This window comes from Pontixanthobacter luteolus (genome assembly GCF_009828095.1).
Lineage (GTDB): Bacteria > Pseudomonadota > Alphaproteobacteria > Sphingomonadales > Sphingomonadaceae > Pontixanthobacter > Pontixanthobacter luteolus.
This window is the reverse complement of sequence record NZ_WTYP01000002.1, coordinates 1,085,337-1,098,233: the sequence shown is the minus strand read 5'-3', so window position 1 is coordinate 1,098,233 and position 12,897 is coordinate 1,085,337. Positions and strand designations below refer to the sequence as shown.

Sequence of the window (12,897 nt, the reverse complement as noted above, 5' to 3'; positions counted from 1 at the left end):
CGGACTGCGGCGCGTCAATTAGAAGGTGCGCGCCATGACAGGTCGAGTTGAAGGATCGTGGTCCGAAGGCGATCCAGACAAGCCGCAGTGGGACAGGGACACAGCCCTAGAGGCGGAATACCACTATCATCACGAAGATGGCCGTTATGCCTATTCGATCCTAAAAGGGCGACGGTTTGATGGCGATAAGGCGTTCTTGACCGGGCGGCGGTTCGCTGGCGCGCTCGATATGCTGAAGCTCTCGCAACAGGAAAACCCGGAGGCATTCTATCGCCACGCGGGTCTGGAGCGCTTCGAGATTGGCAAGGGCGATGAACCCGCGCTGTTGTATCGCTTGCCCGAATTGATCGCGGCGGCGAGCGAGCGGCCAGATGAGTGGGTGTTCTTATGCGAAGGCGAGAAGGACGTTGAGACGCTGCTCGACCTCGACCTGATCGCCACAACCAACTTCGGCGGCGCGAGTAAGTGGCAACCTAGCTTCAACCGATACTTCGCTGATCGAAATGTCTGTGTCCTGCTCGACCGGGATCCAGTCGGTGCGAAACGCGGCCCAAAGCTCGCAGCCCGATTGCGGAAGGGCGCGCGTCGCGTCGTTATGCTTTCACTGGTCGGCCTGCGCCAGAAGGAGGACGTAACTGACTGGCTCGAAGAAGGCCGCACGAAAGGCGACCTCCTAAAGGCCGTAGAGGCTGTTGCAGCGCGCGGCTCAGGGTCTAGTCCTGCCGATGGCGATGCAAACGCTCCTAGGGTCGATAGCGAGCGCGAGAAGCCTGAAATCTCGCTGACCTCTGCCGGATCGCTTTCGGGCGCAGCACCGGGCCAACGCGAATTCATCGTCGCCAAGGCCGTTCCCGCTGGCCTCGTTACGATGTTCACGGCTCCCGGAGGCGCGGGCAAGTCGCACATCGCGCTCTATCTCTCCACCTGTGTCGCGCTTGGCTCGCGGGCATACGGCCTCTCCACAACGCAAGCGACCTCGATCTATATCACTGCTGAGGATGACGACGCGGAAAATACCCGTCGCCTGATCGGCGCGGCGAATGCGGCTAATGCCAGTCTTGAGCGGATCGGAGACAACCTGTTTCTGTGTTCGCTCGTGGCGCTTCGAGACAAGGGCCTCGTGCGTGTCGATCTACAGACGAACAAGATCGTGGTCTTGCCGCTATTCGAGGTCATACGACAGCACATCCTCGACACCGGAGCGCGGTTCGTGGTGCTCGACAACGTGGCCCATTTTTTCGAGGGCAACGAGAATATCCGCGCGCACGTTGCGGGTTTTATCGGGCTTCTAAACTCCCTCGCGCTCGAAACCGGGGCAGCGATCATCCTAATCAGTCACCCGAACAAGGCCGGGGATAGCTATTCCGGCTCGACCGCGTTTCAGAACCAAGTTCGATCGCATATCCATCTCGACACAGTCGAAGGCGATCCCGACGCAAGGCGGCTTCGCTTGGCGAAAGCGAATTATGCGCGGATGGAAGAGCCGCTGGACCTGCGTTGGCATCGCGGCGCGTTCCGCTTGGAAGCTGAAATCCCGGCGGGCGAAAACTCGGCAACGGCACGCGAACGTCACGAAGATCAACGCTTCCTCGAATGCCTCGCAGCGCGGAACGCGGACCATCGCCCAGTGTCCAAGCACGTTCAAGCTGGTTCGAGCTTCGCGCCCAAAGCGTTCGCGCTCATGCCGAATGCCGATGGAATAACCGTCGAGCATTTCCGGGCGGCGATGGAACGGCTGCTGGCGACCGGGATCATTGAGCAAGTTGAACTCGATTACCCCAAGCCCGGATCGCCGGGTCACAAGGCCGATGGCCTCGCTCAAATTCGACAGGTGGAGGTCAGCGATGAACCGTTCTGATCGCCTTCGCCCCAGTGTCGCCCGAGTGTCGCCTCAGTGTCAGCGGATCGCGCCTAAGTTACTGATTTCTTTACGCCCGAGTGCTCTCGCCTCAGTGTCGCCCCAGCTCGCCCGAATGCTGGCTAAGTCACTGATTTTCCTACGCCCCAGCTTCGCCTCTGACCCGGCCCCTTACTACGTAAGGGGAGGGGGAGGCCCGAAGGTCCCTCCCCCCTCTCCAAGGAATTACATATGACCGACTACTCCCGCTCATTCGGCCAGAACGACATCGAGGATTTCGAGTTTCATATCGCCCGCTGCATTCGCGGTCGGCCTGACAATGAGGCATTAGAGCTTCGCACTTACTTGCTGAACAATCCCGGCAAGACGGTGCGCGATTGGAAAGGTCGAGGCCCCTCCGTTCCCATTGAAGCGCAACCGGGCGAGAAGCATTGGAATTGGCTTCGCAAGGCGGACGTCCATGATGCTGCGACCACGGCCTTCGCCCGCGAGTTGCCGCGCAATATCCGACAGGCGGCGGCGCGCGATCCCGGCCTCATCTGGAACCGCCTAGCCCGCAAGTATCGCAAGCGCCTGCCCAGCGATCCGCCCCCTGGGGGGCACTAAAAGTTCCCGCTTGGGCAGCGAAGAACCGGCGGCAGTCACGAATACACAATCAAACCCCGAAAAATGGCACCGCTTGAGGAGATGACGAGATGAGCGACACCGATGTGAAAACCAAGAAGCCGCGCAAGGCCCGCGTGGACAGCAAGGAAGGCGTAGCAGCCGCCATCGTGGCGGGCGGCAAGAAGATCACTGTCCCTGCCGACATGACCCTCACCGCCTATGAACGGAAAGTGTTCACCGAGCTGACCGAGGAGTTCAGCAAGAGCGAGCTAACCGCGCACAAAATCCGGCTGCTGGTAACGCTCGCCAAGCAGATCGTCATGCTGGAGCGCGAGCAGGTGACTCTGGCGAGCGAAGGCTTCTCCCTTACCAACAGCCACGGCAACGCAGTCCCCAACCCTCGCGCCCGCGCTTGCCCGACTTGGTCTACTTCGATCCTCGCCATGCGCCGCTCTCTCGGCATCCATACCCGCGCGCAGGCCGGGGGCGATAACCGGGAGGCCGCAAAGCGCCGCGCGATCAACAAGGGCAACGAAGGTGCGCGCGCCGCATATGACGACAACCTGATCGCCTTCCCCGGCGGTCCGGGAGACGATGATGACGGGTCGTGACGAAGCAGTCAGTGAGCGCGCTATCGAAATGGTCCGCAATCTACAGCGGCGGCTCGCCAACGAATGCCATGCGAAGGGTATCAGCCCCGAAGACATTGCGCTCGCTTCGCTTTATTCCGCGTTCGACATTGCCGAAGGCGCGAAGGGTCCGGGCCTAGCCGCAGTCGAATGGCTCCGCACGGGCCTCGATGTGATTGAGCGGCAAGTGATGGAGAAGGTCAGCGGCTAGGGCGCGTCGGGTTCGCCGTTTGCTCCTCGATCTTGTCGAGCGATTCAATCATCTGTTGATCCTGTTCCGCTGCGGCCTCGTCACTAGCTCTCGCATAGTCTCTGATTTCGTGCAGCGTGCTTACAACCTCTCCTTGTTGAGCAACCATCTCCTCCGGAGCTTTGTTAGTCAGCTGACCAATTATGAAAGTCGCGACAGCCACGAGCACAGCCGCTACCGCGACCCCTATAGCTCGCTTTGCATTGCGCTCTGCGGTTGCCGAACCTTCTACAAACTTGTCCAAAAGTTCCGTGGCTACTTCATTTAAGGACCTCTGCATTTCTGCTTGCTGGAAGATGACTTGCCTCATTTCCTCGGTTGATGTCGCCATCTTCGCCAGCTTGCGATTGGTCTCGTGAATAGGATTTTCAGGCATCGGAGGCAGTCGCATCGGCTCTGGGGCCGTGAAGGTATCAGCGCCATACGCCGAACGACCCAGCGCCTTGTCGATCAGCGAGGAATGCGACCCCTCAATGATATCCTTGATGCGATCAGATGCCGAATTGCCCCGGATGAGGGCATCAAGACCTTTGCCGCTAAGCGATCCTGCCAAGCCCTGAAATTCGCGCGTCATCCTTTCGGTGAAGGCTTTAGTCTGTGCAACTCTTCGCTCATCATGATCCCGGAAAGCTCGAAGGAGAAATGCCGCTGCGGACTCATCTTCACCGCGTTCGAGTAGTTCCACGCGCTTTGGCTTGTCCCCGCTTTCCGAACGATCAATTTTAGAATACAATTCGGGGTGCGCCAAGATCAGCTTTTCGAGAAACCCGTCATTCGAAGCGAGGCTGCGCGCTAGTTCCTCATCGACTTGATCTTCTGAATCCTTTGGCCGGATCGAATGTAAGACCACCCGCGCGGAAAAATCCTCCGCGCTCATATCTTCATCAGCCGCAAGCTCTTTTCTCAGCTTGGCCCAGCTATCAGTGGATGTCACCGTTGAGATGTAGGTTGTGCCGTCATGCTCAACCTCGGGAATTAAAGAAGACAGATTGAACAAGGTTCCTTTCGGTTTCTTCTCTCCGTCCTCTTTTTCATTGTCCGCCATGAGATAGCCCCTGCCTCGTTTTCCGCTTCTATTTGATGCACGGCTGAGGGAGCTTCAAGCCTAGATCGAGCGCCACCCCCGGCAAGCCGGACGCTATCAGGGGGCCGCGCTACAGCGATCAGGTAAGCCGGACGCTGCCGACCCTTCCAACATTCGTTTTAGGAGGCTGTAATGCAGCACATAAACATTCCCCGCGCCCTTCGCGGCGCAGTCCGGGCCGAAGGCGGCGAAGCCGCTCTTTTCGCCCAAATCCAGTCCACCTTGGGCGACATTCGCTCGCAAACCGATTCCCGGCTCGCCGGGATCGAAGAAACGGTCTGCAACCTCACCACTTCAATGGGCGATATGCAGCGCCAATTCGAGGGCGGCGGAGGCTTCTCGAACAGCAACCCAACCATCCTTCCCGTCGAGCCGGAATACTCCAGCGCTTTCGCCAGCTACTTCCGGCGCGGCGATAACGGAGCGGAAGCAAAGCTGAGCGAAGCCAATGCGATCGGTGAGCGCGCCACGATCCAAGCGGCAATGTCGGTGGGTGACAATTCGAGCGGCGGCTATCTCGCCCCGGTCGAATGGGATCGCCGCATCAATCAGGCCCAGGTGGCGGCCTCGCCCATGCGCCGCCTCGCCAAGGTGGTGCCCACTTCGGTCGGCGCATACTCGACGCTTTGGAACGACGCGCAGTGGGGATCGGGCTGGGTCGGCGAAACCGCAGCGCGCCCGGAAACCGGGAACGCGGGCCTTTCGACCATCACGTTCGCGGCGGGCGAGATTTACGCAATGCCGACCGCTACGCAGCGCCTGCTGGACGATGCGGCCATCGACGTTGCCGCGTGGCTCGTTGACTCGCTTCGGATCGAGTTCAACCGTCAGGAGGGGATCGCATTCCTGTCCGGCGACGGGACCAACAAGCCAAACGGCCTCCTGACTTACATCACAGGCGGCGCGAACGATGGGACGCATCCCGGCGGCAACCTCACGGTTGTCGAGGCGGCTATCGAAGTGGAGCCGCTTATCGACTTCATGTATGGCCTCGCCGCTCCTTATCGCCAAAACGCGACGTGGCTCATGTCGAGCCTCACGGCGGCGGTTCTGTCGAAGCTCCGTGATGCGGACGGCAACCTCATCTGGCGCGAAAGCCTCATCGTTGGCCAGCCGGCCACGCTTCTCGGTCGCCCGGTCGAGATTGACGAGGGAATGCCCGCGCCCACCGCTGGCAACCTCGCCTTGGCGTTCGGCGATTTCAACGCGGGCTATCTCATGAACGACCGCATCGGGACGCGCATTCTCCGCGATCCCTTTACCAACAAACCGTTCGTCAATTTCTACGCTACCAAGCGCGTTGGGGCGGGCGTCAGCGATTGCCACGCTATCCGTCTCCTGCAAATCCCCGCCGCCTAGCGGCTAGGAGCCATGCAGGAAGCCTGATCGATGCCTGCCGGTAGGAGACTGCTGGCGGGCCTTTTGCACCCTTCCTTGGGACCCTACTCTTTCGACAGCGAGACCTTCTTTCCGACGTGTTGCCGCCAAAGACCTAGACGTTTGATCCGATACTCGACCAATTCTGGCGAGGTGCCAAATGCCTTTGCAATCTGCACAGAAGTTTGGCCTTTCTCGACACGCTGTGTGATCGCGTTCCTAGGGAGAAGCGTAGCCGATGCCATGTAATATGCGTCGTGTTCTTCAGCTGTGTCATAGGTGCGGCCAAAAGCGCCGGAAACTTTCGCAATTTTGGTGAGCTTGTGGCCCGACAAAATGTGCCAATATTCTTCCAAGAGAGTAACTCTCTGGCGCTCTATCGTGTGGCAGTCGTTCAGAAAAACGATCCACTCCTCTTGAGCAGGATCGAGTGGCACGCTCATGGCTGACCACTCTCGACAAGCGGCGTTCATTAGGAAGCGCTTTGCCTTCGCGTCGATGCAATCTGTGTGAGTGACCGTCTCCAAGGCAACTGAATCTACGATCAAATCGAACGGATCAAGCGGGTCTGTTGGGCCGAGTTCCACGTCTGACCTAAACCGTTCAGCGGCTTGCTCTAGGTCCTCCTTCGACATTGATACAGCTACATGCTCGGTTTCCGGCGCTTCAATCGGGCGTTCGCTGTTTCCATGAGCAGCTTTGAAGCAAAGCGCCGCATCCAATAGAGCTTGAACTGTCTTCGACCCCGCATTCTTCGCCGCGCGGAAATGCACAAACGCCACATCCTCAAAGCCGAGACCCGCGTCGTCAGCATCAGCGCCCAGCCATTCAAGAAGCCGAATTTTTGAGTTGTTGTCGGGCGCTCCTTCGCCACGCTCGATACGCGCGAGGCTTGAGAAGCTCATTCCAATTTTAGCGGCCAATGCTCGGATGCTGAGCCCTTCACGCTCACGCTTGTCCTTGATCGCAGCAACGAATTTCTGGTCCAATTTCGTCATATTCACCTGTGCGAAACGCACGCCTTGACACAATCGCCAAGACCCCCCAATGTGTGCGTGTGGCACAGATTCGCACATCGGCGACCGAATTGGAAGGCTAACCTGTGGATGAGCGGACTGAGTTGCAACGGATCGGCGATGGTTTGGACGACCATTGCGCGGTCCGGGTGAAGAACAGGGGCATTGTGGTCCTTGATGACACCTCTCCCAATGAATCAGTCCAGGAGACCGAAAATGAACAACAACGGAAACCGCAGCGATCCGCAGCCCGACAAGGGAAAAGGCCCGCCCGAAGGAAAGGGGCGTCCCGACGACCGAGGCCGTCCCGTGCCCAAGCACGGATCGTCGACCTCTCCGATGGTTATCTAGGACAGGAGAAGCAAGTTGCCGATGCCTATCCGGGGGCTTCTCTGACCCCGGATAGGCATGGCGTCTGGCTCACCGCTGAAAGCGAGATTTCGACAGAATTAGATCGAAGCGCACTGTTCGTCATCGCGCTGCCGTCCACGGTCCAAATCGAGCCGCGAGGTTGGGCATTCTGGAAAAGCGACTCTGGTGTCACGTGGATCGGCAGACGCCATACGAATATGGTCGATGGCTCCGTCTGCGCTTTTCACATGAAACTAGACGGCGCTTGGCAACCCGGTGGCGATCTAAGGACATTGCTAGATCTGTATTCAGTTTGGGCACTTCGTCACGCGCACCTCGAAATTTTCGAACGGTGGCCGGGGCGGCAATATGCGATGCCCGATGAAGCCGGACGGTGTGACCCCTATTATCGATTGATCGAGTTTCGTGAGAACGAATTGTGTAGTTGCGGAAGTGATCGCCGTTATGGATCGTGCTGCCGCCCCCGCGACCTCTCCTTAGACTTTCTCGCAATCAAGGCTCAGTTTGACCGACGGTGCCGAGGCGCACGCCTCTTGGATCGCGCTCCTCCCAGCAGCTTGGTTTCGGCAATGGAGCAATGGCCCGCCATCACACTTCCACAAATCTCCAAAGCACACTTGCTCTTGAAGCATCATCTCGGATTAAAACAGGATTCTTCCAATGGCTCGTGTTAATGTTGAAGGCGTAATCGACCACCTTAGCTCTGATATGCGACGCGCTCTGGAAGACGCTGTTCGGCGGCAAATCCCCGACGCAGAATTTAATCGCAGCGCACTTTTTCGTGAGTTCAAGCGCGCCGTTTGCAGGAAGTGCAGCACTTGGGAGAGGGTGCCGGATCGACTGATTCGTGACAAACGCAAGCGGGGGCTAAATCGGGGGTAAGAGGTTTTTCTAGCCCGCTAATGCCCGGATTTCCTAGGGGTCATACTCCCTCCGTCTCCGCCACTTCCCTTTCGTCTGCACGGCGAGCCTAGAAAATATGGCTCACCTTCACCCCGTAAGTGCGCGGGTCGGAGCGGAAGGTGTTGTATCCGATAAAACCATAGCCGGAGAGCGCGTAGTCCCTGCCGGTCAGGTTGCGGCCCCAAAACGTGATCGCAGTCCCGCTCCCAACAAAGCGAAGCGACAATTGCGCCTGCGCCGTGAGAAAGCCGTTTTGCTTTCTGGTATCCAGCCCTTCCGCGTCCAGAAAATACGCGCTGCGGTATTTGCCATTGGCGCTGACATCCAGTTCAAGCGCCTGCGACAGGGTCGATCGATAGTAAGCACCCATAACCGCGGAAAATTCGGGCGCGAACGGCAGCGGGTTTCCATCGAACAAGGCGGCATTGCCGCCAATGGCGCTTCGCTGACGGATGCGGGTGCGGCTCCAGACGGCACCTACATCAAGCGTCAGGCCATTGATCGGCCGCCATTTGACGTCAGCTTCGACCCCGTATGATTCTGCGCGGTCGAGATTGGACAGTGAATTGGAAACGATGGTCGATCCGTCCGGCAGCGGGAACTGGACGAAAATTCGCGCCTGCGGATTGTCGTAGTCCTGATAAAAAGCCGCCAGCGAATAAGCCAATACCGGCGAACCGGAACTCTTGTAGCCAAGTTCGTAAGCGGTCACCGTTTCTTGCCCGAACAGCCCCTCATCCGAATAATGCGCCGCATTGTTGGCGACCTCTCCGTTGAAACCGCCTGATTTGTAGCCATTGGATACCGAGGCATAGGCTTGCCCGTTCCCCATGCGATAGCTCAGCGCGGCGTTTCCGCTGAGGCGTGTGTCCCTGATCCGGTTTGACCCGGCCGCCGGACCGGCACCGTCACGGTTGTTAAGTGCCCGCACGCCGTCGGTGAACACGTGAAATCCCTGCCCTTCCCCCCGGATGTTTTCGGACGTCAGCCGGGCGCCAAGGGTCAGAGAAAGCCTGCCGGTAAGGTCGATCTCGTTGAACGAGAACAACGCCAATGCGGTGCGTTCCTGCGCAATATCTGTGACCAGCGTCGACGGGGCGGCATCGCTGGCTGGATCGGGCCCTACACGGCCCGGTGCCCCGACATAGTTGCAGCTTCCGATCAATGTTTCAGCGTCCAGGTCGCCGCACCAGATCGTGTAGCGCTGATCGAACTGCTCGTATGCCGCCGATGCGCCAAACATCACGCTGCCCCATGCCGTGCGGCGCAGCACGCGGGTTTCGTTGGAAAGCTGGGTAAAATAGCGGTCGTAGGATAGGTTGGCATTCAGAGAGCCGATCCCGAACGGCGCCACCGTGCCATCGAAATCGAAGCCGTAATTCTGCCGGTAGCCCTCAAATGCGGTGAGCGAGAAAATCTCCCACCCCGCCGAGTCCGTTTCGAATTCAGCTGACACGCCGTAGAACGCATTCCGAGTATCCTGCACCCCGTCACCCGCGCTCGCGATCTGGTGTTGGCCAAGTTCCAGCGCATCGTTGCGCGGCGTGGGATTGATCCCGTTATCCGCCTCATAATGGGCGCGCAGCAGGAGGCTTGCGCCGCCTCGGTCGAGCAATGCCGACAGGCGGAGCCCGAATTCGTCCCGCTCACCACCAGCTTCACTTGGCCCTGCGACATTGTTCAGAACCGGGCCGCGTTTGAGGTATTTCGCCGCCAGACGTGCAGAGAGACCGTCAGCCAATCCTCCGCCTATGGCAAGATTGGCATCGAACCGTTCGAAATTGCCGTAGCCAAGTTCGATAAATCCCTCTGTTTCTTCTGTGGGTCTGCGGCTGATCAGATTAATCGCACCGCCCGATGCATTTCGCCCGTAGAGAGAGCCCTGCGGCCCCTTCAGCACCTCCACCCGCTCAAGATCGTACAGCAGCGCTCCAGTCTGGACGTTTGTCGCCAGATAGACACCGTCGGAATACACGGCGGCTGCGGTCGGGGTCAGAGCCTGATGATCCACCGCACCGATACCGCGGATCTGGAAGGCCACTTGCGATCCGTTTGCCACGGCTGCCTCAACCCCCGGGAGCAGATCGGTGATGTCTTCCGCCCCGAGATAACCGGTCGCTTTTTCAAGCTGCGCTGCATCGATCACCGCAATCGACATCGGCACAGCCTCGATGGGGGCGGCCTGCCGGGTCGCGGTAACGGTAATTGCAGCGTCCGATGCCGAGCCGGGCTCTTGTGCCGAAGCACTCGAAGACATGACGGCAATGCATGACGCACAGCCCGCAAAAGCGGCAAAATTCATGATGATAGTCCGAAATTGATTGGATGGGGGTGCGCGCGAATAGCTTGCGCCTGACTGCCTGGTAAGCTTGCCAGACCATATTTGCTCAGTTTTTTGCAACACCTTGTGCTCGGAACTCTCTGTGAACACGCGTGCCGATGGTCTAGGCTCCTGCGGGAATCGCGCTATGGCGCGAGATGGAGATGGAAAGGCACTATCAATGGATCTGGATTTTAGCCCCGAAGACGAAACTTTTCGCGAGGAGGTCAGGACCTTCCTGAACGACAAGCTTCCTCCGCGTCTGGCGAACAAGGTTCGCACCGGACAGCGACTGTCGAAAGAAGACATGGAAGAATGGCACGCGATCCTGCACGAACGCGGCTGGCTGGCCAATCACTGGCCCGAAGAATGGGGCGGCACTGGCTGGAGCGTGATGCAGCGCTTCATCTTCGAACTGGAAACCGCGATCGCCCACGCTCCGCGCGTCGTCCCGTTTGGCACTTCGATGCTGGCCCCGGTGCTGATCAAATACGGCAGCGAAGAGCAATGCCGCCATTACCTTCCGCGTATTCTGGACGGCACCGACTGGTGGTGTCAGGGTTATTCCGAACCGGGCGCAGGTTCCGACCTTGCCAGCCTTAAAACGCAGGCTGTGCGCGAAGGCGATCACTACATCGTCAACGGGCAGAAGACCTGGACCACGCTGGGTCAGCACGCCGACTGGATTTTCTGCCTCGTGCGGACCAGCAATGAAGGCAAACGTCAGGAAGGCATTTCTTTCCTGCTGATCGACATGAAAACACCGGGCATCGAAGTGCGTCCGATCAAGCTGCTGGACGGCGATGCAGAGGTGAACGAAGTGTTCTTCACCGATGTGAAAGTACCGGTCGAAAACCTGGTCGGCGAAGAGAACAAGGGCTGGACCTACGCGAAGTATCTGCTCACCTACGAGCGGACGAACATCGCAGGCGTTGGCGCATCGATCGCCATGTTCGAGCGTCTGAAAGAGGTAGCCAACACCACGTACCGCAATGGCAAGCCCTTGTCGGAAGACCCGCTGTACGCCGCGCGTCTCGCCAAGCTTGAAATCGATCTCGAGAATATGAAGACGACCAATCTTCGCGTGCTCGATGCTGCCGGCGCAGGTCATGCCCCGGTCGCGGAAAGTTCCATGCTGAAAATTCGCGGGACTGAAATCAGGCAGGAAATGAACGACCTGATGCGGCGCGCTGCCGGACGCTATGCCCAGCCGTTCATCGATGAAGCGCTGGACGAAGGCTATAATGGCGAACCCGTCGGCCCCGAATGGGCGGCCCCGGTTGCCGGCCAATATTTCAACAATCGCAAGCTCTCGATCTTCGGCGGTTCGAACGAGGTGCAGCGCGAAATCATCACCAAAGCGGTACTGGAGCTTTAATTCATGGATTTCTCAATTGGTGAAGACCGGCAGATGCTGGTCGATTCGCTTTCCCGCTATTTCGCCGACAAGGCGGATTGGAAAGTTCGTGAAGCTGCGATTGCGAGCGAGGCTGGGTTCGACCGCGATGTCTGGAACGGAATGGCTGAACTGGGCGTGCTTGGCGCATTGTTCGGCGAAGATGCCGGCGGCTTCGGCGGATCACCCTTCGACATTGGTGTGGTATTCAAGGAAGCCGGACGAGCGCTCTCGACCGGGCCGTTTCTGGCAACATTGATGGCCGGCAAGGTGCTTGAGGCTGCAGGCGACGCCGACACGCTGGAAGGCGTGATCAGCGGCGAGAAGATCCTGACCTTTGCAAACGATCCAGCAGTCAGCGCCGATGGGCGTCCGGTCGATGCGACCACGGCTGCCAAGTCAGGCGATGGCTGGGCGCTGACCGGTCAGAAGGGTGTTGTCGACTATCTCGGCAGCGCCGATCTGATCGTGGTGACGGCAGAGATGGATGGCAGCACGGCCAGCTTCCTTGTCGAACGCGGCGCAAGCGGCGCCAGCACCCGCGATTACCCGCTGATCGATGGCGGTTCGGCAGGTGAACTGACTCTCTCGAACACACCGGCAAAGCTGATCAGCGACGATGCCGGCGCAATCGATGCAGCAATCGCCGCTGGTCTCGTCGCGACAAGCTGGGAAGCTGTTGGCGTGATGGAGGTGCTGCGTGACAGCACTCTCGATTACCTCAAGACGCGCAAGCAGTTCGGCATCCCAATCGGCAAGTTCCAGGCCCTGCAGCACCGGATGGCAACGCTAGCGCTGGAAATTGAACAGGCATGGTCCGCCGCGATCAATGCTGCTGCCTATTTCGACAAGGATACGGCGACACGTGACCGCTATTGCTCTGCGGCAAAATTCTCCATCGGTCAGGTTGGCCGTCTGGCTGCCGAAGAAGCAATCCAGATGCACGGCGGCATCGGTATGACCTGGGAATTGCCGCTGTCACATTATGCGAAACGCATGACCATGCTGGGCCATGTTCTGGGCGATGATGACCTGCATCTTAGCCGGTTTATCGAACTGAGCAAAGCTGCCTGAAAAATCTGAACT

At 58.8% G+C, this 12,897-nt stretch carries 11 protein-coding genes; 8 read left to right on the top strand and 3 right to left on the bottom strand.

The window, feature by feature from the left end; genetic code table 11:
* The first annotated feature begins 34 nt into the window (after positions 1-34).
* The 4 genes from GRI43_RS13640 (at position 35) to GRI43_RS13625 (ending at position 3,304) form a co-directional block, all read left to right on the top strand.
* A complete protein-coding gene (locus GRI43_RS13640; protein WP_160731620.1) occupies positions 35-1,858 on the top strand; it encodes an AAA family ATPase in 1,824 nt (607 codons plus the stop codon).
* A gap of 231 nt (positions 1,859-2,089) precedes the next feature.
* The gene (locus GRI43_RS13635) at positions 2,090-2,464 is read left to right on the top strand and encodes a hypothetical protein (RefSeq protein WP_160731619.1); all 375 of its coding nucleotides are present in this window, start codon (positions 2,090-2,092) and stop codon (positions 2,462-2,464) included.
* A gap of 89 nt (positions 2,465-2,553) precedes the next feature.
* Positions 2,554-3,075: a hypothetical protein gene (locus GRI43_RS13630; RefSeq protein ID WP_160731618.1), complete on the top strand. Its 522-nt coding sequence runs from the start codon at positions 2,554-2,556 to the stop codon at positions 3,073-3,075.
* The gene (locus tag GRI43_RS13625; RefSeq protein ID WP_160731617.1) at positions 3,059-3,304 is read left to right on the top strand and encodes a hypothetical protein; all 246 of its coding nucleotides are present in this window, start codon (positions 3,059-3,061) and stop codon (positions 3,302-3,304) included. The genes GRI43_RS13630 and GRI43_RS13625 overlap by 17 nt, the downstream gene beginning before the upstream one ends.
* Here GRI43_RS13625 and GRI43_RS13620 read toward each other — a convergent pair.
* Entirely contained in the window at positions 3,294-4,388 is a 1,095-nt protein-coding gene (locus GRI43_RS13620; RefSeq protein ID WP_160731616.1) for a hypothetical protein, read from the bottom strand. The genes GRI43_RS13625 and GRI43_RS13620 overlap by 11 nt on opposite strands.
* Before the next feature lie 171 nt (positions 4,389-4,559).
* Here GRI43_RS13620 and GRI43_RS13615 point away from each other — a divergent pair, with 171 nt between their 5' ends.
* Positions 4,560-5,786: a phage major capsid protein gene (locus GRI43_RS13615; protein ID WP_160731615.1), complete on the top strand. Its 1,227-nt coding sequence runs from the start codon at positions 4,560-4,562 to the stop codon at positions 5,784-5,786.
* Between the two features lie 83 nt (positions 5,787-5,869).
* Here GRI43_RS13615 and GRI43_RS13610 read toward each other — a convergent pair whose 3' ends face one another.
* Complete coding sequence (locus GRI43_RS13610) at positions 5,870-6,802, bottom strand: helix-turn-helix domain-containing protein (RefSeq protein WP_160731614.1); 933 nt, start codon at positions 6,800-6,802, stop codon at positions 5,870-5,872.
* 234 nt (positions 6,803-7,036) lie between these two features.
* Here GRI43_RS13610 and GRI43_RS14040 point away from each other — a divergent pair, with 234 nt between their 5' ends.
* Entirely contained in the window at positions 7,037-7,171 is a 135-nt protein-coding gene (locus tag GRI43_RS14040) for a hypothetical protein (RefSeq protein ID WP_268893602.1), read from the top strand.
* Positions 7,172-8,162: 991 nt separating this feature from the next.
* On the opposite strand, the gene GRI43_RS13605 is transcribed toward GRI43_RS14040, so the two are convergent.
* Positions 8,163-10,352 (bottom strand): TonB-dependent receptor, encoded by a 2,190-nt coding sequence (locus GRI43_RS13605; protein WP_235903767.1) that lies wholly within the window; start codon positions 10,350-10,352, stop codon positions 8,163-8,165.
* A 244-nt stretch (positions 10,353-10,596) separates the two neighbouring features.
* Between GRI43_RS13605 and GRI43_RS13600 the strand changes: the two genes are divergently transcribed.
* On the top strand, positions 10,597-11,793 hold the full coding sequence (locus GRI43_RS13600; RefSeq protein WP_160731612.1) for an acyl-CoA dehydrogenase family protein: 1,197 nt from the start codon (positions 10,597-10,599) through the stop codon (positions 11,791-11,793).
* A 3-nt stretch (positions 11,794-11,796) separates the two neighbouring features.
* A complete protein-coding gene (locus GRI43_RS13595) occupies positions 11,797-12,885 on the top strand; it encodes an acyl-CoA dehydrogenase family protein (protein WP_160731611.1) in 1,089 nt (362 codons plus the stop codon).
* Positions 12,886-12,897: the final 12 nt, after the last annotated feature.